Source organism: Pseudomonas reidholzensis (assembly GCF_900536025.1).
GTDB lineage: Bacteria > Pseudomonadota > Gammaproteobacteria > Pseudomonadales > Pseudomonadaceae > Aquipseudomonas > Aquipseudomonas reidholzensis.
Genome location: NZ_UNOZ01000005.1, coordinates 1 through 22,260 on the forward strand (window position 1 = coordinate 1; position 22,260 = coordinate 22,260).

19 protein-coding genes and 1 tRNA gene are annotated in these 22,260 nt (G+C 65.6%); 14 read left to right on the plus strand and 6 right to left on the minus strand.

Features of this window, described 5'->3' with window-relative positions; translation table 11 throughout:
- Positions 1–145: 145 nt before the first annotated feature.
- Positions 146–1,525: a sensor histidine kinase gene (locus CCOS865_RS05405; RefSeq protein WP_119138623.1), complete on the minus strand. Its 1,380-nt coding sequence runs from the start codon at positions 1,523–1,525 to the stop codon at positions 146–148.
- Positions 1,518–2,189 carry a response regulator gene (locus CCOS865_RS05410; protein WP_119138625.1) on the minus strand — a complete coding sequence of 224 codons (672 nt, stop codon included), beginning with the start codon at positions 2,187–2,189 and terminating at the stop codon, positions 1,518–1,520. The genes CCOS865_RS05405 and CCOS865_RS05410 overlap by 8 nt, the downstream gene beginning before the upstream one ends.
- 211 nt (positions 2,190–2,400) lie before the next feature.
- On the opposite strand from CCOS865_RS05410, the gene CCOS865_RS05415 reads away from it, so the two are divergent.
- The 5 genes from CCOS865_RS05415 (at position 2,401) to CCOS865_RS05435 (ending at position 7,793) form a co-directional block, all read left to right on the plus strand.
- Positions 2,401–3,690, plus strand: coding sequence for an OprD family porin (locus CCOS865_RS05415; protein WP_119138627.1), 1,290 nt, complete (start codon positions 2,401–2,403; stop codon positions 3,688–3,690).
- A 31-nt stretch (positions 3,691–3,721) separates the two neighbouring features.
- Positions 3,722–4,702: a Bug family tripartite tricarboxylate transporter substrate binding protein gene (locus CCOS865_RS05420; protein ID WP_119138629.1), complete on the plus strand. Its 981-nt coding sequence runs from the start codon at positions 3,722–3,724 to the stop codon at positions 4,700–4,702.
- Between the two features lie 90 nt (positions 4,703–4,792).
- Positions 4,793–5,251 carry a tripartite tricarboxylate transporter TctB family protein gene (locus CCOS865_RS05425; protein ID WP_119138631.1) on the plus strand — a complete coding sequence of 153 codons (459 nt, stop codon included), beginning with the start codon at positions 4,793–4,795 and terminating at the stop codon, positions 5,249–5,251.
- Between the two features lie 3 nt (positions 5,252–5,254).
- Positions 5,255–6,769 (plus strand): tripartite tricarboxylate transporter permease, encoded by a 1,515-nt coding sequence (locus tag CCOS865_RS05430; protein ID WP_119138633.1) that lies wholly within the window; start codon positions 5,255–5,257, stop codon positions 6,767–6,769.
- Positions 6,762–7,793 carry an AbrB family transcriptional regulator gene (locus tag CCOS865_RS05435; RefSeq protein ID WP_119138635.1) on the plus strand — a complete coding sequence of 344 codons (1,032 nt, stop codon included), beginning with the start codon at positions 6,762–6,764 and terminating at the stop codon, positions 7,791–7,793. Before CCOS865_RS05430 ends, CCOS865_RS05435 begins: the two co-directional genes overlap by 8 nt.
- A 109-nt stretch (positions 7,794–7,902) precedes the next feature.
- On the opposite strand, the gene ung is transcribed toward CCOS865_RS05435, so the two are convergent.
- Positions 7,903–8,595 (minus strand): uracil-DNA glycosylase, encoded by a 693-nt coding sequence (ung, locus tag CCOS865_RS05440; protein ID WP_119138637.1) that lies wholly within the window; start codon positions 8,593–8,595, stop codon positions 7,903–7,905.
- Between the two features lie 128 nt (positions 8,596–8,723).
- Between ung and CCOS865_RS05445 the strand changes: the two genes are divergently transcribed.
- Complete coding sequence (locus CCOS865_RS05445; RefSeq protein WP_119138639.1) at positions 8,724–9,833, plus strand: enoyl-CoA hydratase/isomerase family protein; 1,110 nt, start codon at positions 8,724–8,726, stop codon at positions 9,831–9,833.
- 16 nt (positions 9,834–9,849) lie between these two features.
- Here the strand turns inward: CCOS865_RS05445 and CCOS865_RS05450 are convergent, their stop codons facing one another.
- Complete coding sequence (locus CCOS865_RS05450; RefSeq protein ID WP_119138641.1) at positions 9,850–10,311, minus strand: hypothetical protein; 462 nt, start codon at positions 10,309–10,311, stop codon at positions 9,850–9,852.
- A gap of 212 nt (positions 10,312–10,523) precedes the next feature.
- On the opposite strand from CCOS865_RS05450, the gene CCOS865_RS05455 reads away from it, so the two are divergent.
- The 7 genes from CCOS865_RS05455 to CCOS865_RS05485 all read left to right on the plus strand — a co-directional run bounded on the left by CCOS865_RS05455 (position 10,524) and on the right by CCOS865_RS05485 (position 17,702).
- Positions 10,524–12,014, plus strand: coding sequence for a sensor domain-containing diguanylate cyclase (locus tag CCOS865_RS05455; RefSeq protein WP_119138643.1), 1,491 nt, complete (start codon positions 10,524–10,526; stop codon positions 12,012–12,014).
- Positions 12,007–12,228, plus strand: a complete 222-nt coding sequence (locus CCOS865_RS05460; RefSeq protein ID WP_119138645.1) for a cysteine-rich CWC family protein — start codon at positions 12,007–12,009, stop codon at positions 12,226–12,228. Before CCOS865_RS05455 ends, CCOS865_RS05460 begins: the two co-directional genes overlap by 8 nt.
- A gap of 36 nt (positions 12,229–12,264) precedes the next feature.
- Entirely contained in the window at positions 12,265–12,957 is a 693-nt protein-coding gene (locus CCOS865_RS05465; protein WP_119138647.1) for a pseudouridine synthase, read from the plus strand.
- Between the two features lie 527 nt (positions 12,958–13,484).
- A complete protein-coding gene (locus CCOS865_RS05470) occupies positions 13,485–14,369 on the plus strand; it encodes an alpha/beta fold hydrolase (RefSeq protein ID WP_119138649.1) in 885 nt (294 codons plus the stop codon).
- A 154-nt stretch (positions 14,370–14,523) separates the two neighbouring features.
- A tRNA-Gly gene (locus CCOS865_RS05475) sits at positions 14,524–14,597 on the plus strand.
- 221 nt (positions 14,598–14,818) lie between these two features.
- Positions 14,819–16,519 (plus strand): SulP family inorganic anion transporter, encoded by a 1,701-nt coding sequence (locus CCOS865_RS05480; protein WP_119138650.1) that lies wholly within the window; start codon positions 14,819–14,821, stop codon positions 16,517–16,519.
- 166 nt (positions 16,520–16,685) lie between these two features.
- Positions 16,686–17,702, plus strand: coding sequence for a DUF4917 family protein (locus CCOS865_RS05485; RefSeq protein ID WP_119138652.1), 1,017 nt, complete (start codon positions 16,686–16,688; stop codon positions 17,700–17,702).
- Positions 17,703–17,776: 74 nt separating this feature from the next.
- On the opposite strand, the gene CCOS865_RS05490 is transcribed toward CCOS865_RS05485, so the two are convergent.
- Both CCOS865_RS05490 and CCOS865_RS05495 read right to left on the minus strand, forming a co-directional pair.
- A complete protein-coding gene (locus tag CCOS865_RS05490; protein WP_119138654.1) occupies positions 17,777–18,994 on the minus strand; it encodes a class I SAM-dependent methyltransferase in 1,218 nt (405 codons plus the stop codon).
- A gap of 99 nt (positions 18,995–19,093) precedes the next feature.
- Positions 19,094–19,711: a TPM domain-containing protein gene (locus CCOS865_RS05495; protein WP_119138656.1), complete on the minus strand. Its 618-nt coding sequence runs from the start codon at positions 19,709–19,711 to the stop codon at positions 19,094–19,096.
- A 223-nt stretch (positions 19,712–19,934) separates the two neighbouring features.
- Here CCOS865_RS05495 and bglX point away from each other — a divergent pair, with 223 nt between their 5' ends.
- Positions 19,935–22,226 (plus strand): beta-glucosidase BglX, encoded by a 2,292-nt coding sequence (gene bglX, locus CCOS865_RS05500; protein WP_119138658.1) that lies wholly within the window; start codon positions 19,935–19,937, stop codon positions 22,224–22,226.
- The last annotated feature ends 34 nt before the right edge of the window (positions 22,227–22,260 follow it).

The window sequence follows — 22,260 nt, forward strand, 5'->3', positions numbered from 1 at the left end:
CGCAGCGCAGCGAAGGGCCGGATGCAGGAGCAAGCGGTTTTTGGTTACTTTTTTCCAAGAAAAAAAGTGACCCGCCGTAAGGGCGGAAGGGGCCAGCAGCAGCACCCCATCAACCGGATAAGCCCACCACCCCATCCGCCCCCACCTAGTCAGCAATAAAGCTGACCCGCACCTTCAACCCCCCATTCTCCCCATCATGCAAACTGATCTGAGCCAGGTGCGCCCGACAGATCTCCCCAACGATCGCCAACCCCAACCCACTCCCCTGCACCCCACCCCGATAAAAACGCTCAAACACCCGCTCACGCTCTTCGGCAGGAATCCCAGGCCCATCGTCTTCGACTTCCAGCACCGCCGGCGCCAGCACCCGCAAGATCACATTGCCCCCCGCCGGGGTATGCGCCAACGCATTGTCGACCAGGTTGCTGAGCAGTTCATTGAGCAAGGTCGGCTCACCCTTGAGCCACACCGGCGCCTGCGCCTCCAACGCCAACGACACCCCCCGCGCATGGGCCAACGGCGCCATGGCCATCCCCAGCTCACGCGCCAGCTGACTCAGGTCGAGGCGCTGCGCCCCACCCTCGGCAATCGCCCGCGCACCGTTCTCCACCCGCGCCAGCGACAACAACTGGTTGGCCAGGTGGGTCAGCCGGTCGGTCCCTTGTGCAGCCGACTCCAAGGTCTGCCGCCACTCCTGCGGCTCATGCGAGCGCAGCCCCAACTCGACCCGCGCCTTCAGCGCCGCCAGCGGCGTGCGCAGTTCATGGGCGGCATCGGCAATGAACTGCGCCTGGCGCTCGAACTGCCCGCGCAACCGCTCGGTAAAATGATTGAGCGCCCGCACCAGCGGCCCCAGCTCGCGCTGCACCTCGACCACCGGCAAGGCCCGCAGGTCATCCGGCTGGCGCTCCTCCACCGCCGTGCGCAGGCGCTCCAGCGGACGCAACGCGGCGCTGACGGCGAACCACACCATCACCAGTGCGCCCAGCGCCAGCATGCCCAGGCGCAGCAAGGTATCGGCCATCAGGCCCTGGGCCATGCTCACCCGCGCCTCCTCGGTCTCGGCCACGCGAATCTCCGCCATGCCGTTCATGTTCGGCTCGCTGACCGGCTTGAGCAGGCTCACCACGCGCACGTCCTGGCCGAGGTAACTGGCGTTGTAGAACCGCGCCAGGGCCGGGTAGTCATCGGTGCGCGGCGTGCCCGCCGGCGGTGGCGGCAGGTTCTCGTAGCCAGAAATCAGCCGCTGGTGGATATCCAGCACCTGGTAGTAGATGCGCCCGGCGCTGTCGTAGGCAAAGGTGTCCAGGGCCACATAGGGCACATCGGCACTGAGCGTGCCGTCGCGCTGCGACAGGCCCGCGGCAATGGTCCGCGCCGAGGCCAGCAAGGTCCGGTCGTAGGCGGTGTCGGCGGCCTCGCGGCCGTTCCAGTAGGCACTCAGGCCGCTGGCCAGCATCAGCACCACCAGCAGCAGCGCCAGGTTGCCCAGCAAGCGCCCGCGCAGGCTGGCGCTGTCACGCATCGCGGTGTTCAAGCAGGTAGCCGAGGCCGCGGAAGGTGACGATCGCCACCGGGTGGCCGTCGAGCTTCTTGCGCAGGCGGTGCACGTAGATCTCGATGGCGTCGGGGCTGGCTTCTTCGTCGAGGCCGAATACCTGGGCGGCCAGTTGCTCCTTGCTCATTACCCGGCCGGGGCGGGCGATCAACGCCTCGAGCACGCTCTGCTCGCGCGAGGTCAGCGCCAGGTGATCGTCGCCGAGCGAAAAGCGCCGCGTGTCGAGGTCGTAGACCAGCGGGCCGCAGCGCTGCTGGCGCTCGCCACCGAGCACGCTGCGGCGCAACAGGGCCTTGACCCGCGCCTCCAGCTCGGTCAGCTCGAACGGCTTGGCGAGGTAGTCGTCGGCGCCCAGGTTGAGGCCGTGGACCCGGTCCTTGACGTCGCTGCGCGCGGTCAGCATCAGCACCGGCGTGGTCTTGCCACGGCTGCGCAGGCGCGCCAGCACCTCGAAACCGTCCATGCGCGGCAGGCCGACGTCGAGCACGGCAACGGCGTATTCCTCGCTGGTCAAGGCCAGGTCGGCGGCGATGCCGTCATGCAGCACGTCCACGGTCAGGCCATGGCTCTTGAGGGCCTGGGCGACGCTTTCGGCCAGTTGCAGGTGGTCTTCGACCAGCAGCACGCGCATCGGTTTCTCCCTTGTGTACGGTGAGGGGCGCGGATATTGGCGCGAAGTGTACCGCCGTGGGAGGGCCTGTGAAGTCCCCGCGACAATCCTTTCAAGCTGAAAGGTTAGCGAAAGGTTGGTTGCCTAGCATCGCACCACGGTCGCTCCACGCGCCGAAAAAAGCACCAGCAAGGTGCAAACCAATAAGAACAATAAACGGAGTCACTCGACGATGCTGTCAGCACAGCCGCAGGCGTTCGCGCCTACCCGTTCGCTTCGCCCTCGCCCCACTGCCATCGCCTGCGCCCTTGCGCTCGCCGGTGTCGCCCCGCTCAGCCAGGCTGCCTTCTTCGATGACAGTACGGCCACCTTCGAAACGCGCAACATGTACTTCAATCGCGATTTTCGCGATGGCACCAGCAGCCAGCAGTCCAAGCGCGACGAATGGGCTCAGGGCTTCATGCTCAATTTCGAATCCGGCTACACCGAAGGCACCGTCGGCTTTGGCCTGGACGCCTTGGGCATGCTCGGGGTCAAGCTCGACTCCAGCGCCGACCGCACCGACACCGGCCTGCTGCCCACACATGACGACGGCAAGGCCGCCGACGAGTACTCCAAGCTCGGCCTGACCGGCAAGGTGAAGATCTCCAAGACCGAACTCAAAGTCGGCTCGCTGATCCCCGAACTGCCCACCCTGCAGCCCAACGATGGGCGGATCCTGCCGCAGACCTTCCAGGGCGGCCTGCTGACCTCCAACGAGATCAGCGACCTGACCATCACCGGCGGGCGCCTGGAGAAAGCCAAGGACCGCAACGATACCAACTGGGAAGACATCGCCCTCAACAACAAGAACGGCCGTTTCGGTGGCACCTTCGCCGCCGACAACTACGACCTGGCCGGCCTGGACTACAAGTTCACCGACCGGATCACCGGCAGCTACCACGTCGCCCAGCTCGACGACATCTACCGCCAGCACTTCGTCGGCATGCTCGCCACCCAGCCGTGGGGCCCGGGCACCCTGGGCGCCGACCTGCGCCTGGCGGTCAGCGACGACCAGGGCCAGGCCCGCGCCGGCAAGATCGACAACACCACGGCCAACGGCATGCTCAGCTATGCGCTGGGGGGCCACAAGGTCAGCGGCGCCTACCAGCACCTGTCCGGTGACAGCGCCTTCCCGTATGTCGATGGCGCCGACCCGTACCTGGTCAACTTCGTCCAGATCAACGACTTCGCCGGTGCCGACGAGCACTCCTGGCAACTGCGTTACGACTACAACTTCGCCTCGCTGGGGATCCCCGGCCTGACCTTCATGACCCGCTACATCAGTGGTGACAACGTCAGCCGTGCCGACGGCAGCGAAGGCAAGGAGTGGGAACGCAATACCGAGTTCAAGTACGTGGTACAAAGCGGCCCGTTGAAAAACGTCGCCGTGCGGCTGCGTAACGCCACCTTCCGCTCGAATTTTGCCCGCGACGCCGACGAAGTGCGGCTGCTGGTGAGCTACAGCGTGGCGCTGTGGTAACCCATAACAATAATGCTCACGGAGATAGACGATGAAATTTTCACTGCGCCGCCTCGTCCTCGCTACCGGTTGCCTGCTGTTGGCCGGCAATGCCCTGGCCGCTGAACCGAAACGCCCCGAATGCATCGCCCCGGCCTCGCCCGGCGGTGGCTTCGACCTGACCTGCAAGCTGGTGCAAAGCGCCCTGGTCAACGAGAAGATCCTCAGCAAGCCCATGCGCGTGACCTACATGCCCGGTGGCGTCGGCGCGGTCGCCTACAACGCCGTGGTCGCCCAGCGTCCGGGCGACGCCGGCACGCTGGTGGCGTGGTCCAGCGGCTCGCTGCTGAACCTGGCCCAAGGCAAGTTCGGCCGCTTCGACGAGAACGCCGTGAAGTGGCTGGCCGCAGTGGGTACCAGCTACGGCGCGATCGCGGTGAAAAACGACTCGCCCTACCAGAACCTCGATGACCTGGTCGCGGCCTTGAAGAAAGACCCGAGCAAAGTGGTGATCGGCTCTGGCGGCACCGTCGGTAGCCAGGACTGGATGCAGACCGCACTGATCGCCAAGGCCGCCGGGATCAACCCGCGTGACCTGCGCTACGTGGCCCTGGAAGGCGGCGGCGAGATCGCCACCGCGCTGCTCGGCGGGCATATCCAGGTCGGCTCGACCGATATCTCCGACTCCATGCCGCATATCCAGAGCGGCAACATGCGCATCCTCGCGGTGTTCTCCGAAAACCGCCTGGACGAGCCGGAAATGAAGGACATCCCCACCGCCAAGGAGCAGGGCTACGACATCGTCTGGCCAGTGGTGCGCGGTTTCTACCTGGGGCCAAAGGTCAGCGACGAGGATTACGCCTGGTGGAAAGACGCCTTCGACAAGCTGCTGAAGTCCGAAGAGTTCGCCACCTTGCGTGACCAGCGCGAGCTGTTCCCGTTCGCCATGACCGGTGAAGAGCTGGACGTCTACGTGAAGAAGCAGGTCGCCGACTACAAGGCACTGGCCCGGGAATTCGGCCTGATCCAGTAAGCCTGAGTGGGGACCTCCCGTGGGCGCGGCGCTACGCCGCCCCACCCACGCGTCCCCGACCTGCCGCGCTGCTCCCTTGAGGATTTGCTGATGATCCTGCAACGCCTGTTCGCCCTCGTCCTGTTGGCGGTCTGCGCCGCCCTGGCCGTGATGGCCTGGCCCTACCAGGCCGCGTTCTCCTATGAACCGGTAGGCCCGCGCGCCTATCCCCTGCTGATGCTCGGCCTGATGGGCCTGGGCCTGCTGTACCTGGCGATTCGCCCGACGCCGATCGTGCGCAAGGACGACGAGCCCGAGCTGGACCGCGCCACCCTGATCAAGATCGCCGTCTGCGTCGGCCTGCTGATCGTCTTCGCGGCCACCTTCGAAAGCCTGGGCTTCGTGCTCAGCGCGATCCTCGTCGGCGTGCCGATGGCGCGCCTGTACGGCGGCCGCTGGCTGCACAGCGCGATCGTCGTGGTGGCGATGAGCCTGTTCCTCTACTGGCTGTTCGACCGCGTCATGGACGTGCCCCTGCCCCTTGGCCTGCTTGACGTTCTGGAGAACTGACACATGGATACCTTGAGCTATCTCGGCCAGGGCTTCGGCGTCGCCCTGAGCCCCTACAACCTGGTGACCGCCCTGTGCGGCACGCTGATCGGCACCGTGGTCGGCCTGTTGCCAGGCCTGGGCCCGATCAACGGCGTGGCGCTGCTGATCCCGATCGCCTTTGCCCTCGGCCTGCCACCGGAGTCGGCGCTGATCCTGCTGGCGGCGGTGTACCTGGGCTGCGAGTACGGCGGGCGCATCAGCTCGATCCTGCTCAACATCCCCGGCGAAGCCTCGACCGTGATGACCACCCTCGACGGTTACCCGATGGCCCGCCAGGGCCTGGCTGGGGTGGCGTTGTCGCTGTCGGCCTGGAGTTCGTTCATCGGCGCCTTCATCGCCACCTGCGGCATGGTGCTGTTTGCCCCGCTGCTGGCGAAATGGGCGATCGCCTTCGGCCCGGCGGAGTATTTCGTGCTGATGGTGTTCGCCATCGTCTGCCTTGGCGGCATGGCCGGCGACAAGCCCCTGAAGACCTTTATTGCCGCGCTGATCGGCCTGTTCCTGTCGGCGGTCGGCATCGACGCCAACAGCGGCGTGTACCGCTTCACCGGTGACAGCGTGCACCTGGCCGACGGCATCCAGTTCGTGGTGCTGGTGCTGGGCCTGTTCTCGATCAGCGAGATCCTCCTGCTGCTGGAGAAGACCCACCACGGTCACCAGGCGGTCAAGGCCACCGGGCGCATGCTGTTCAACTTCAAGGAAGCGGCCTCGGTGTTCGCGGTGAACATTCGCTGCGGCCTGCTCGGCTTCATCATGGGCGTACTGCCCGGCGCCGGTGCGACCCTGGCCAGTGCCGTGGCGTACATGACCGAGAAGCGCATCGCCGGTGCCAAGGGCAACTTCGGCAAAGGTGACGCACGTGGCCTGGCCGCGCCGGAAACCGCCATCGGCGCTTCATGCTGCGGCGCCCTGGTGCCGATGCTGACCCTCGGCGTACCCGGCTCGGGCACCACCGCGGTGATGATCGGCGCCCTGACGCTGTACAACATCACCCCAGGGCCGATGCTGTTCGAGCAGCAACCGGACATCGTCTGGGGCCTGATCGCCTCGTTGTTCATCGCCAACATCATGCTGGTGATCCTCAACATCCCGATGATCCGCATCTTCACCCGCATCCTCGCCGTGCCGAACTGGGCGCTGGTGCCGGTGATCGCGATCATCACCGCGATCGGCGTGTACGCCGTGCATGCCACCACCTTCGACCTGTTCCTGATGGTCGGCATCGGCATCATGGGCTACATCCTGCGCAAGCTGGACTTCCCGCTGTCGCCGATCCTGCTCGGGTTCATCCTTGGCGGCCTGATGGAGCAGAACCTGCGCCGCGCGCTGTCGATCTCCAACGGTGAGCTGGGCATCCTCTGGTCGAGCCCGATCAGCCTCGGCGTGTGGGTCCTGACCCTGTGCATGATGAGCCTGCCGCTGCTGCGCATCTGGCGCCGCCGTAGCCTGCAACGCCGGGCCATGGCCGATGCCTGATCGGTCGTTGCCGCTGTTCTGGGCCACCGGGCTGGTCGGGCTGGCGGGCGGTTACCTCGCCAGCCAGGTCGGCTGGCCCTTGCCGTGGATGGTCGGCGCGTTGCTGGCGATCATCCTGGTGCGTTGCCTGACACCCTGGCAATTGACGGAAATCCCCAACGGCCGCAAATGCGGCCAATGGATCATCGGCGTCGGCATCGGCCTGCACTTCACCCCGGCGATCATCGAGCAGGTGGCCGGGCATTTCAGCCTGATCCTGTTCGGCGCGGTGTTTACCACGGTGTCCAGCGTGATCGGCGTGTGGCTGCTGCGGCGCACCGGCGAGGACCGCGCCACGGCGTTCTTCGCCAGCATGCCGGGCGGCTCGGGCGAGATGGTCAACCTCGGCGCGCGCAATGGCGCGGTGCTTAGCCAGGTGGCGGCGGCGCAGAGCCTGCGCGTGCTGGCGGTGGTGCTGTGCGTGCCGGCACTGTTCAAGCTGCTGGTCGGCGATGGCGTGCCGGTCAGCCACACCCATACGGTCAGCTGGGGCTGGCTGGCACTGATCGCACCACTGGCGGTGCTGGTGGCACTGGGCTGGCAGCGTCTGCGCCAGCCCAACCCTTGGCTGTTCGGGCCATTGCTGGTCACCGCCTGCGTGAGCCTTGGCGCGAACCTGCAGATCGCTCTGCCCGATGGCGCCAGCCAGATCGGCCAGTGGCTGATCGGCAGTGGCCTGGCCTGTCACTTCAACCGGGCGTTCTTCCGCCGCGCGCCGTCGTTTCTCGGCCGCAGCCTGGTGGCCACCGCACTGGGCATGCTGATCGCCGCCAGTGCGGCGTGGGCGCTGAGCAGCCTGAGCCAGCTCGACCTGCGCTCGCTGACCCTGGGCATGATGCCTGGCGGCATCGCCGAGATGAGCCTGACCGCCGAAACCTTGCAGCTGTCGGTGCCACTGGTGACGGCGATGCAGGTCATGCGCTTGCTGTTGGTGCTGTTTCTCGCCGAGCCGTTGTTCCGCCGCTGGAATGCGCGCGCGGGCTAGGGGCGGACAACAGCGTCGGCCTTTTCGCGGGTAAACCCGCTCCCACAGGGGCCGCGGCGACCTTGTGGGAGCGGGTTTACCCGCGAAAAGAGCGATGCTGATCTGACCGTCAGAGCGGCGGCAGTGCCCAGTCGATCGGCTTCAGCCCACGCTGCTCGAGAAAGCGGTTGGCCTGGCTGAAGTGCCCACAGCCGAGGAACCCGCGGTACGCCGACAACGGCGACGGGTGCACCGACTTGAGCACCAGGTGCTTGGTGCCGTCGATCAGCTTCTGCTTGCCCTGGGCATGCGCGCCCCACAGCAGGAACACCACGTTCGGGCACTGCTCGCTGACCAGCTGGATCACCCGGTCGGTAAAGAACTCCCAGCCCTTCTTGGCATGCGACGCGGCATTGGCGCGCTCTACGGTCATGGTCGTGTTGAGCAGCAGGACGCCCTGTTCGGCCCAACTCTGCAGGTAGCCATGGCTGGGGATCGGCAGGTTCAGATCGCGCTGCAGCTCCTTGTAGATGTTCACCAGCGACGGCGGCGTCGGCGTGCCCGGCTGCACCGAAAAACACAGGCCATGGGCCTGGCCCGGGCCGTGGTACGGGTCCTGGCCGAGGATGACCACCTTGACCTGGCCCAGCGGGGTCGAATTGAGCGCGTTGAAGATCAGCGGCCCCGGCGGGTAGATCTCTTTGCCGGCGGCGTGCTCCTGACGCAGGAATTCGCGCAGCTGGTGCATGTAGGGCTGCTCGAATTCGGCGCGCAGCGCGTCCTTCCAGCTGGGTTCGAGCTTGATGCGGTCGTCGTCGGTCATGGGGCGTTCCTGTAGCCAAGGGGCGCGACACTAGGAAAGCTGCCCGGCCTTGTCAATCGTTCCGACCGACGACCGGCAGCCTGGCCAGAGCAAGCCATACTGATTCGATGACTTGTGCGAGGTAGTCCATGTCCATTGATTGCGAGGTACTCACCGGCGTCGACGGCGCCCGCATCGGCATCGCCAGCCTGGATGCACCCGAGGCGCTGAACGCGCTGAGCCTGAACATGATCGAGGCGCTCGACGAGCAGTTGCGCGGCTGGGCCAGCGACCCCGGCATCGTCTGCGTGCTGTTGCGCGGCAAGGGCAGCAAGGCCTTCTGTGCCGGTGGCGACGTGCGCGCGCTGGTCAATGCCTGCCGCGAACACCCCGGCAGCGTGCCGCCGCTGGCCGCCAGCTTCTTCGCCGCCGAATACCGGCTCGATTACCGCCTGCATACCTACCCCAAGCCGCTGCTGTGCTGGGGCCATGGCCATGTGCTGGGCGGCGGCCTGGGCCTGTTGCAGGGCGCCGGGATCCGCATCGTCACGCCCAGCAGCCGGCTGGCCATGCCGGAAATCAGCATCGGCCTGTACCCGGATGTCGGCGCCAGCTGGTTTCTCAGCCGCCTGCCGGGCAAGTTGGGCTTGTTTCTCGCCCTCACCGGCGCGCCGATCAACGCCCGCGACGCGCTCGACCTGGGCCTGGCCGACCGCTTCTTTGGCGAGCGCCAGCAACAAGCGTTGATCGACGAGCTACTGCAACTGAACTGGCAGGAACAGACCACCCTGCAACTCAACAGCCTGCTCAAGTGCGAGCAGCACCGGGCCTGCGCCGAGCTGCCCGAGGCGCAATGGCTGCCGCGTCGGGCGCTGATCGACGAGGCGCTCGATGTGGCCGATCCGGTGGCGGCTTGGCGAGCGATTGCCGGGCTGCAACGGCACGCCGATCCCTTGTTGGCGGCCGCCGGGCAGCGCCTCCACGAAGGCTGCCCGCTGACCGCGCACCTGGTCTGGGAGCAACTGCGGCGCGCCCGCCACCTGTCGCTGGTGCAGGTGTTCCAGATGGAGTATGCGATGAGCCTGAACTGCTGCCGCCATCCGGAGTTCAGCGAGGGTGTGCGGGCGCGGCTGCTGGACAAGGACAACCAACCGCGCTGGCACTGGCCGGATGTCGATCAAGTGCCGACCGCGGTGGTCGACGCGCACTTCGTCAAGGTTTGGGAAGGCCGGCACCCATTGGCGGACATGCAGCAGTAGCCCGGCAGGCGCTGACTCAACGGTGCCAGTTGCGCTCCCCGCGCCCGCCTTCCTGGCGACGCTCACCGTCGCCGCGACGGTTGGAGTGCCAGCGGCCATCGCCACCGCCGCGGTTGTCGTTGCGGTAGTCATGCCGGTCACGATCGCGGCCATAGTCATGCCGCTGGCGATTGCCATAGTCATTGCGCGGGTTGCCGTGCCACTGGTTCACACGCGGCTGAGGATAGGGCCGGTAATGCGGCGCCGGTGCCGGTCGGTAATAGCGTGGCGCCGGCTGGTAGTAGCGCGGTGCGGCCTGGTAGTAGTAACGCGGCTGCGGGGCCACGTAATAGCCCCGGTCGTAACGCTGGTAGCCCGGATAGGCATAACGGTCGGCGCTGTAATACTCCGTGCTGTAGACGCCTGCGCTGCCATAGTAGGGCGCACAGGCGGTGGTCATCCCTGCCAGCAATGCAATCAACAGGATTCGAAGGGACATGGCGGCCTCCTGGACCGCTGGAGTGCCCGACACAGCGGCGCTGGCGAGCGTCGATCGGCAAGCGTTGATCGACACTGATTAAGACAGTTACGCCACCGCTCAGTGCCATTTCAGCAATAAATAGAAACAAGTCTGGCAACCCCGAAAAACATGCGGTCATTTACCGGCCACCTCTCTAGAATGGCGGCACTGGCACACATCACGGGAAGATCATGCCGTCACGTTCCGCCCTGTTCTCGCAGCGTTCGCTGATCCTTGCCCTGTTGATCCTGCTGGCCTGCGGCTTTCTCGCCACCTCCCTGCTCGGTTACTTCGCCTCGCGCAGCGCGATCCGTGACGGCATCATCAATACCGAGCTGCCGCTGACCTCCGACACCGTCTATTCGGAGATCCAGAAAGACCTCATCCGCCCGGTGCTGATCTCCTCGATGATGGCCCAGGACACCTTTCTGCGTGACTGGATGCTGGCTGGAGAACAGGACACGCAAAGGGTCACCCGTTACCTGAACGAGGTGATGGACCAGCAAGGCACCTACACCGCCTTTTTCGTCTCCGAACACAGCCACACCTACTACCAGGCCAAGGGCGTGCTCAAGCAGGTCAAGCCGGGCACCTGGCGCGACGCCTGGTACTACCGCGTGCGTGACATGCAAGCCCCCTACGAGATCAACGTCGACCTGGACATGGCCAACCAGGACAAGCTCACCGTGTTCATCAACTACCGGGTACTCGACTATCAACAGCGCTTCATCGGCGCCACCGGGGTTGGCCTGAGCGTGGAGTCGGTGGTCAAGCTGATCGACGACTACCAGCGGCGCTACCAGCGCTCGGTGTTTTTCACCGACGCCAATGGCAAGGTCCTGCTGACCGGCGCCGAGGGTGGCCCGCACGGTCTTCGCGCCGGCCAGCAACTGGCCGAGAGCCGCGAGCTCGAGGAACTGCTGGCACGCATGCCGACGCCCGGGGCCGGCAGCCACGAGTACCAGGACAGCGAGGGCCACAGCCACTTTCTCAACGTGCGGCAGATCCCCGAGCTGGACTGGTACCTGCTGGTCGACAAGCGCGAGACCGGCGCCCTCGACCGGGTGCGCCAGTCGCTGTACCTGAACCTGGCGATCTGCGCCATGATCACCCTGGTGGTGCTGTCGCTGCTGCACGCGATGGTCAAGCGCCACCAGGAGAGCATCGAGTCGCTGGCCACCCTCGACAGCCTCACCGGCCTGCCCAACCGGCGCAGCTTCGACCTGCTGGCCGGCCAGGCACTGCAGGCGGCCCAGCGTGACCGCGCACCGCTGGTCGCGTTGCTGATCGACCTCGACCACTTCAAGGTCCTCAACGACACCCACGGCCACCTGGCCGGCGACGAAGTGCTGCGCCAGTTCGCCACGGTCCTGCAGGGCAGCCTGCGCCAGTCGGATATACTCTGCCGCTGGGGTGGCGAGGAATTCATCGTGCTGTTGCGCGAAGCCGATGACCGTGGCGCGTTCGACGTGGCCGAGAAGATCCGCCGGCGTACCGAGCAGCTGACCTTCAGCTACAACGACCAGCCCCTGCGCCTGACCACCAGCATCGGCCTGAGCAACCTGCAGCGCGACGATACGCTGCACACCCTGCTGACCCGTGCCGACCATGCGCTTTATCGCGCCAAACAGGGCGGACGCAACCGCGTCTGCAGCGAGATGCACGGATCCGAACATGCCTGACAGCCAGCGCTGCCCCGCCTGCGGCGCCCTCAACCAATGCGGCCTGGCCGACCCGCGCAGCGCCACGCAACCTTGCTGGTGCTTCGCGGTGAGCATCGACCCCGCCGTGCTCCAGGCCTTGCCGGCCGAGCTGCGCAACAAGGCCTGCCTGTGCCCGCGCTGTGCGGCGGTCGACGAGCAGTTGCAGGCAGCGCGCCAGGCGCCGATTGGGTAAACTGCGCGGCCCTGCCCCGGACCTCCCTGCACCGCCATGCGCCTCGACCGTTTCCTCGCCAATCTGCCTTGCTACAACCGCCAGCAGGTGCGCCTGTTGCTGGTTCAGCGGCGCGTGCGCGTGGACGGCCAGGTGGTCGCCGACCCGCTGCATGACGTGCGTGAGTTCAGCCGGGTCGAAGTCGACGAGCAACTGCACCAGGCCGGGCGCCCACTGCGCTACCTGATGCTGCACAAGCCGGCCGGTTGCGTCAGCGCCACCCATGACCCGCAGCACCGCACCGTGCTCGACCTGCTGCCCGAGGCATTGCGCGAGGACCTGCACATTGCCGGGCGACTGGACTTCAACACCACCGGCCTGATGATCCTGACCAACGACGGGCAGTGGTCACGACGGCTGACCCAGCCAGCCACCAAGCTGCCCAAGGTCTATCGGGTCGAGACCGAGGACGAGATCGGCGAGCACTACCTGGGCAAGTTTGCTGAGGGGTTCTACTTTGCCTTCGAGGACCTCACCACCCAGCCTGCCCGGCTGGAGATCCTCGGGCCGCGCGAGGCACGGCTGGAAATCGTCGAAGGGCGCTATCACCAGGTGAAGCGCATGTTCGGGCACTTTCAGAACAAGGTGACCGGCCTGCACCGCGAGCGCATGGGCAGCATCGTGCTCGATCCGGCGTTGGCGCCGGGGGAGTATCGCCCGCTCACGCCTGCAGAAATCGCGAGCATCTGACGCACCGCGTCGCCTTCTTCGCGGGTAAACCCGCTCCCACAGGGTTCTGTGGAGCCCCCGGGATTCTGGACCTTACAAAGAGCCCTGTGGGAGCGGGTTTACCCGCGAAAGCGGTGGGTCAGGCGACAGACTCCTTGGATGACTGGCATTCGGCCAAGCTCCCCGCGAAGAGGCCGGCACTGGCTGTACATAGCCGCCTGCCGACGCCAACCGACCGCCCAGCAGTTTTTCTTGCAAGATTGCCCGAACGGCACTTGCGGGATCGCCAACCTGCTGCTTGACTCGAAATCGTCAGTCCGCATGTGACTCCACAGTCACGCTTGCAGTCCAAGACACCTTTTTGCCGGCCACCCAGGGTCTCGATGCCCCGGGGCACGGCAGATTGCCCGCCACAACAATACCGTCGACACGCGTGTTAAGGATCGACACAAGGGCCCCCCAGATACTCTCAGGCGTATGCCTACCTGTCATAAAGAACGTGCACCCTAGGTGACGCGAATACCCTTTTTGCGCCAGGAGTCGATGACATGAGGCCAGAAATCGCTGTACTTGATATCCAAGGTCAGTATCGGGTTTACACGGAGTTGCATCGCGCGCACGGCGCCGAGAAGACGATCATCCTGATCAACGGATCGCTGGCGACCACAGCCTCGTTTGCCCAGACGGTGCGCAGCCTGCACCCGCAGTTCAACGTCGTCCTGTACGACCAGCCGTATGCCGGCAAGTCCAAGCCGCACAACCGCCAGGAACGCCTGCTCACCAAGGAGACCGAGGCGCATATCCTCCTCGAGCTGATCGAGCACTTCCAGGCCGACCATGTGCTGTCGTTCTCCTGGGGCGGTGCCTGCACCCTGCTGGCGCTGGCGCACCAGCCGCGCCTGGTGAAGAAGGCCATCGTCAGCTCGTTCTCGCCGGTGATCAACGAACCGATGCGCGACTACCTCGAGCGCGGTTGCGAGTACCTGGCCGCGTGCGATCGCTACCAGGTCGGCAACCTGGTCAACGACACCATCGGCAAGCACCTGCCGTCGCTGTTCAAGCGCTTCAACTACCGGCATGTCAGCAGCCTCGACAGCCACGAATACGCGCAGATGCTGTTCCACATCAACCAGGTGCTGCAGCATGACCTGGCGCGGGCGCTGAAGGGCGCGGCGAACATCGACATCCCGGTGCTGTTCATCAATGGCGACCGCGACGAGTACACCACCGCCGACGATGCCCGCCAATTCGGCCACCACGTGCGCCGCAGCCACTTCAGCGTGATCAACGGTGCCGGGCATTTCCTCGACATGGAGCACAAGTCTGCCAGTGAAGCCTTACGCGACGTCATGTGTGGCTTCCTCAAGCCGACCAGCCACGAGTCTCGTCAACGCAGCCACTACACGCAGGGGCACCATGCACTGGCCATCTGAGCGCATCGGCGTCCTGTAGCCATTTGTCTACCCGCAGGCTACGGGCCGCCGACAGGTATTTTTCATGCCTGGGCTTCTCATCGCGGGAGGGTTCTGGTACAAAGTCGAGCTCCGAAGCGCAAACCGCTTGGGAGAACAAGGCCTTACGCATCATGCGGGTATAGTTTAGTGGCAAAACGAAAGCTTCCCAAGCTTTAGTTGAGGGTTCGATTCCCTCTACCCGCTCCAAATTCTGCAGTACCCCGCTACACCGCATGACGTGCCATAACGTCATCGCCAGTCAAAAGGAGCCTAGGCTCCTTTTTTCGTTTCTGGCCCCTTCCTTGACCTGGCCCACGGCCCTCCCCGCCCCGATCGGCTGTAATGCCGGCCGCGCAATTCACTTGCACGCCAGGTGCCTTCTGCGCATAAGCTCATCAGATTCGTGAAGCATTTTCAAAGGATTGCGCATGTTTCTCTCCCGCTGGCTCCCGGGCCTGGCCAACCTGTTGCAGTACCGCCGCGAGTGGCTGCACGCCGACCTGCAGGCGGGCCTGTCGGTGGCCGCCATCCAGATCCCGATCGCCATCGCCTACGCGCAGATCGTCGGCCTGCCGCCGCAGTACGGGCTGTATGCCTGCGTGCTGCCGATGATCGTCTACGCCCTGATCGGCAGTTCGCGGCAGTTGATGGTCGGCCCGGATGCGGCCACTTGCGCGATGATCGCCGGTGCCGTGGCACCGCTGGCGCTGGGCGATCCGCAGCGCATCGCCGAACTGTCGGTGATCGTCACGGTGCTGGTCGGGGTGATGCTGATCGCCGCCGGGCTGGCCCGTGCCGGCTTCATTGCCAGCTTCTTTTCCCGGCCGATCCTGATCGGCTACCTCAACGGTATCGGCCTGAGCCTGATCGCCGGGCAGTTGGGCAAGGTGGTCGGGTTCAAGATCGAGGGCGATGGTTTCATCCTCAGCCTGATCAATGTGCTCCAGCGCCTGGGCGAGATCCACTGGCTGACCTTGCTCATCGGCCTCAGCGGCCTGGCCCTGCTGATCGTGCTGCCGCGCCGCTACCCCAGGCTACCGGCGGCGCTGGTGACCGTGGCGCTGTTCACCGTGCTGGCCGGGGTGTTCGGCCTCGACCGGTTTGGCGTGGCGATCCTCGGCCCGGTGCCGGGCGGCATGCCCGAGCTGGCCTGGCCGCAGAGCAGCCTGGCCGAGACCAAGAGCCTGCTGCGCGATGCGCTGGGTATCGCCACGGTGAGCTTCTGCAGCGCCATGCTCACGGCGCGCAGCTTTGCCGCCCGGCATGGCTACGCGATCAATGCCAACCACGAGTTCGTCGCCCTTGGCGTCAGCAACCTCGCCGCCGGTTTTTCCCAGGGCTTTGCCATCAGTGGCGCCGACTCGCGCACGGCGGTCAACGACATGGTCGGTGGCAAGAGCCAGCTCGTGGGCATCATCGCCGCGCTGGTGATTGCGCTGATCCTGTTGTTCCTCACCGCGCCGATGGCGTGGATCCCACAAGCAGCGCTGGGGGCAGTGTTGCTGATGGCCGGTTGGGGGCTGATCGACGTCAAGTCGCTGGGCAAGATCTACCGGCTCAGCCGCTTCGAGTTCTGGCTGTGCCTGCTGACCACGGTCGGCGTGCTGGGGCTGGGCGTGCTGCCAGGGATCATCTTTGCCGTGACCCTGGCCATCCTGCGCCTGCTGTACAGCATCTATCAGCCGACCGACGCGGTGCTCGGCTGGGCGCCGGGGGTCGAAGGCCAGGTCGACATCCGCCATCATCCCGATGCCCGCACAGTGCCAGGGTTGGTGGTGTATCGGTTTGACGATGCGATCCTGTTCTTCAATGCCGACTACTTCAAGATGCGCCTGCTCGAGGCGGTGCAGGGTGAAGAGAAACCACAGGCGGTGCTGTTCGATGCCGAGGCGGTGACCAGCATCGACGTCAGTGGCATTGCGGCGTTGCGCGAGGTGCGCGATACCTTGGCGGCGCAGGGGGTGCACTTTGCGATTGCCCGGGCGCGGGGGACGTTCCTGCGCATGCTGGTGCGTTCGGGGATGGCGCGGGAGATGGAAGAGAAGCTGCTGTTCGGCTCGGTTCGGGCGGGGATACGGGCTTATCGGGTTTGGCGGAATAGGGCGCGGCAGGAATCGGCGGGGGGGTGATTGGTGCCTTGCCATGGTTCTTTTAGCGCCTTCGAGATTCAGTGCAGCCCGCGCGGCGCTCGATCTGAAGAGCGCCCGAGAAGCCTGTGGCTAGCACCTCGCGATGCGGCGGATTGCCCGCGGCATGCTAAAGTCGCGGCGTTTGCCGCCAACCCACGGACACCGCATGCCCCCTCTCGACTCGCACCTGACCGCCTGGCCCGAGCTCAACCAGCGCCACCCCTGCGACGCCCTGCTGCTGGGCAACGGTGCCAGCCGCGCGCTGTGGAAGCCGTTTGGCTACTTCTCGCTGTTCGAGCACGCCCAGAAGGTCCGCAGCAAAGGCTTGGGGGTCAGCGACCAGGCGCTGTTCAAGGCACTCGGCAGCGAGCTGTTCGAGCCCCTGCTGAGCACCCTGAACACCACCGTGCGCGCCAACGCCGCGCTGGCGATCAACTCCACCGCGCCGCTCAACCGCTATTACTCGATCAAGGAAGCGCTGATCCATGCCGTGCGCGCCGTGCACGTGCCGTGGTCGGTGCTGCCCAGCCGGCACCTGACGGCGATCAACCAGGCCTTGCGCAGCTACCGCAGTGTCTACACCAGCAACTACGACCTGCTCCTGCCCTGGGCGGTACGCCAAGCGCCGCAGGGCTTCGCCGAGCTGTTCGACGAGGAAGGCTTTTTCGACGTGCGCCGTACCCACGCCGAGGGCACCCGCGTCATGCACCTGCATGGCGGGCTGCATTTGCTGAAGTTGCCCGACGGCAGCACCCGTCAGCGCAGTGCGGAAAACGCTGAATTGCTCGATGGCTTTGCGGTGAACATTCCCGGCGAGGTGCCGTTGTTCATCAACGAGGACCGCAGCGAGCACAAGCTGCGCGCCATCCGCAGCTCGGATTACCTCGGCTGGTGCCTTGGCCAACTGGCCGCTGAACGGCAGGGCCTGTGCCTGTTAGGCCAGCACCTGGATGCCAGCGACGAGCACCTGCTCGAGGCCATTCGCCAAGCCAGGCCCACGCACCTGGCGATCGCCATCCGGCCGTTGAGCGAGGCGTCGATCATCAACCAGAAGCAGCACTTCAGCGAACGCTTTGCCGACATCAGCGGTGTTTCGCTGCACTTCTTCGATTCCAGCACGCACCCGCTCGGCGCTGCCGAACTGGCCGTCGAAGTGCCGGCAGACTTCGCCAGGCGACGCTGAAACGGCCGCAGCCTCGGTGTACCTGACCGAGGCTGCTGGCGTATCCAGTGGATGGGGCGTTGTACAGCCAGCGGTCAGTCAAGCAACCCATCCGCCCGCAACAGCGTCTCCAGGCAATGCTCCTGCACCCCATAGAACGCCTTCAGCTGGGCAATCTTCTCCAGCAATGCGCTCGCATCCACCGGCTGCTTGCGCTTCACCGCCAGAATCATCTTGTTCTTGTTGGTGTGCTCCAGCGAGATGAACTCGAACACCTTGGTCTCATACCCACACGCTTCCAGGTACAGCGCGCGCAGGCTGTCGGTGAGCATCTCGGCCTGCTGGCCAAGGTGCAGGCCGTATTGCAGCATCGGCTGCAGCAGCCCCGGGCTCTGCAGCTGTGGGCGAACCTGTTTGTGGCAGCACGGCGAGCACATGATGATCGCCGCATTGCAGCGGATGCCGGTGTGGATGGCATAGTCGGTGGCGATGTCACAGGCATGCAGGGCGATCATCACTTCGATCGCCTCGGGCACCACGCTGCGCACGTCGCCGCACTCGAACACCAGGCCAGGATGCTCCAGGCGCGCAGCGGCGGTGTTGCACAGGTCGACCATGTCCTGGCGCAATTCGACGCCGGTGACCTGCGCTTCACGCGCCAGGCTGTTGCGCAGGTAGTCGTGCATGGCAAAGGTCAGGTAGCCCTTGCCCGAGCCGAAGTCGGCCACCCGCAACAGCTGCTGCGCCGCCACCGGCGCACTGGCCAGGGCATGGTCGAAGACTTCGATGAACTTGTTGATCTGCTTCCACTTGCGCGACATCGACGGGATCAACGCACCTTGGGCGTCGGTTACCCCCAGGTCGCGCAAGAACGGCCGTGACAGCTCCAGGTAGCGCTTCTTCTCGCGGTCATGGCCGGCGGCCGCAGCCACTTCACGTGGGGCCTGGGCGACGTGGCGCTGGAGCATCGGCTTGCCCTTCTTGCTGAAGCCCAGCTGCACTTCACCCTCAGCGCTGAACAGGTGCGCGTTGCGAAAGCTCTCCGGCAGCAGCTCGGCGACCAGCGCCAGCGCCTGCGCGTTCGGCAGGTTGCGGGTGATGTCGCGGGTCTGGTGGCGGTACACCAGCGACAGGCTGGGCTCGCCCTTGACCAGCAGCGGCTTGGCGATGATCCGCTGCAGGCTCTGGTCGGTGCCGACGTGGCGCGCGAGCACCAGCTTGGCCAGGCTGCCGTCCTGCAGGGCATCGGCCAGCAGACGCAGGAACTGGGCACGCGCATCCGGCGCGGAAGTAGCGGAAGGAGTGGCGGACATGAACGGTGGGTGCCTCGAATTGCCGGGAGCGCAGCGCGCAATGGCCGGCATTCTACGTCGCTGGCCGGCCGGCGCGAAGGTTTTCTCGATGGGCGTGGCTCAGTCGAGGATCACCAGGCGGTTGGGCAATTGGTTGCGTGTGCAGGTCGCGGGCAATGGCCGGCTGAGCAACTCGCCACAGGCATCGATGCATTCGACGAAGCCCTGCAAGGTGCGCCCTTGGCGCAACTGCTCGCTGAACCGCGCCACCAGCACCGCCCGCGCCCGGGCGTCGAGGTGCGGTTCGATGCCGGCATCGGCGAGGATCACCACGTAGCGCTCGGCCTCGCTGGCAAAGATCAACACCCCGGTTCCCGCCGCCGTGCCTTGCAGGTTGAGCTCGCGAAACTGCTGCTGCGCCAGGCGCGCGGCACTGCGCTGGCGCAGCCGCCGCGGGACTACCAGGGCGGCCAGGCGCGGGTGGCGCAGCACCAGGCACAGGCCGATGAAGATCATCACCTGGGCCACCAGCAGCCCGCGCAGGCTCGGCCAGCCCAGCACCAGGTGCAGCACACCGGGGATGACCAGCGCCAGCAACGCTGCCCAGAACAGCGGCAGGTAGGCGAAGTCGCCCGCGCGCCGCGCCAGTACCGTGACCAGCTCGGCATCGGTGCGCCGCTCGGCCCGGGCGATCGCCTCGGCGACCTGGCGTTGCTGGTATTCGTCGAACACTGTCATGCCTGCGGTCTCTCGATCGTTCTTATAGTTGTTGTGCCGGGATCTGGGTGGCGCGAGTGTATCTCAACAACCGCGTGACATCAGGCATAATCCGCCGCAGTCGCTAACACTGCAGGCATGATCGGCAAACAGATCGTGCCGCACCCGAAAACAACAGCCGCCTGAACGCTTCGGCCACACACCTGTGTGCGTGCGGACGGCGCAGGCCACGACAACGGAATTCATGATGAAACTGTCTATGCTGGGCCTGGCCATGGCCCTCGCCAGCCAGGCCGCCTTGGCCGCCACCCCCGCCCCGCCGCTGCAGGACAAGCAGGCCTTCATCGAGCATCTGATCCAGCAGATGACCCTCGACGAGAAGATCGGCCAGTTGCGCCTGATCAGCATCGGCCCGGAAATGCCCCACGCGAAGATCCGCGAAGAAATCGCCGCCGGGCGCATCGGCGGCACCTTCAACTCGCGCACCGCCCCGGAAAACCGGCCCATGCAGGACGCCGCCATGCGCAGCCGGTTGAAGATCCCGATGTTCTTCGCCTACGACGTGATCCACGGCAACCGCACGATCTTCCCGATCAGCCTGGGCCTGGCCGCGACCTGGGACATGGACGCCATCGCCAAGGTCGGCCGCACCTCGGCCATCGAAGCCGCGGCCGACAGCCTCGACATGACCTTCGCGCCGATGGTCGACATCGCCCGTGACCCGCGCTGGGGCCGTACCAGCGAAGGCTTCGGCGAAGACACCTACCTGACCTCGCGGATCGGCCAGGTGATGGTCAAGGGCTTCCAGGGCAGCAGCCCGGCGAACCCCGACAGCATCATGGCCATCGTCAAGCACTTCGCCCTGTACGGCGCGGTGGAAGGCGGGCGCGACTACAACACGGTCGATATGAGCCTGCCGAAGATGTACAACGACTACCTGCCGCCCTACCGGGCCAGCCTCGACGCCGGTGCGGGCGGGGTGATGGTGGCGCTGAACTCGATCAATGGCGTGCCGGCCACCTCCAACACCTGGCTGATGAACGACCTGCTGCGCGGCGAGTGGGGCTTCAAGGGCGTGACCATCAGCGACCATGGCGCGATCCAGGAGCTGATCCGCCATGGCGTCGCCAAGGACGGCCGTGAAGCGGCCAAGCTGGCGATCAAGGCCGGCATCGACATGAGCATGAACGACTCGCTGTACGGCGAGGAGCTGCCGGGGCTGGTCAAGTCGGGTGAAGTGACCCAGGCCGAGCTCGACCAGGCGGTGCGCGAGGTGCTTGGCGCCAAGTACGAGATGGGCCTGTTCAAAGACCCTTACGTGCGCATCGGCAAGGCCGAGAACGACCTCAAGGACTACTATGCCGACGCTCGCCTGCACCGTGACGCCGCGCGTGACGTCGCCCGCCGCAGCCTGGTCCTGCTGGAGAACCGCAAAGAGACCCTGCCGCTGAAAAAAGCCGGCACCATTGCTCTGGTCGGCCCGCTGGCCGATGCGCCGATCGACATGATGGGCAGCTGGGCCGCCGATGGCCGCCCCGCGCACTCGGTGACCGTACGCGAAGGCCTGCGCCGCGCCGTGGGTGACAAGGCCAAGCTGATCTACGCCAAGGGCTCCAATGTCACTGGCGACAAGGCCATGTTCGACTACCTGAACTTCCTCAACTTCGATGCGCCGGAAATCGTCGACGACCTGCGCCCCGCCGCCGTGCTGATCGACGAAGCGGTCAAGGCCGCCAAACAGGCCGACGTCGTAGTGGCGGTGGTCGGTGAGTCGCGCGGCATGTCGCACGAGTCGTCGAGCCGCACCACCCTGGAAATCCCGGCCATCCAGCGTGACCTGATCAAGGCCCTGAAGGCCACGGGCAAGCCGCTGGTGCTGGTGCTGATGAACGGCCGGCCGCTGTCGATCGGCTGGGAGCGCGAACAGGCCGACGCCCTGCTGGAAACCTGGTTCAGCGGCACCGAAGGCGGCAACGCCATCGCCGACGTGCTGTTTGGCGACTACAACCCGTCGGGCAAGCTGGCGATCACCTTCCCGCGGTCGGTCGGGCAGATCCCGATGTACTACAACCACCTGCGCATCGGCCGCCCGTTCACCCCCGGCAAGCCGGGCAACTACACCTCGCAGTACTTCGAGGAGCCCAATGGCCCGCTGTACCCGTTCGGCTATGGCCTGAGCTACAGCAGCTTCGAGGTGTCCGGCTTGCAACTGGCAAAAAACCAGCTCAAGCGGGGCGACACTCTGCAGGCCACGGTCACCGTGAAAAACACCGGCAAGCGCGACGGCGAAACCGTGGTGCAGCTGTACCTGCAGGATGTCAGCGCGTCGATGAGCCGCCCGGTGAAGGAGTTGAAGAACTTCCAGAAGCTGCTGCTCAAGGCCGGCGAGTCGCGCACAGTGACCTTCAGCATCAGTGAAGACGACCTGAAGTTCTACAACGGCCAGCTGCAGCGGGTGGCCGAGCCTGGGCAGTTCAATGTCCAGGTCGGGCTGGATTCCGAGGCGGTGCAGCAGCAGAGCTTCGAGTTGTTGTAAGCCGCTTGTAAAACCCAAGGCGGGTCAGTTGACG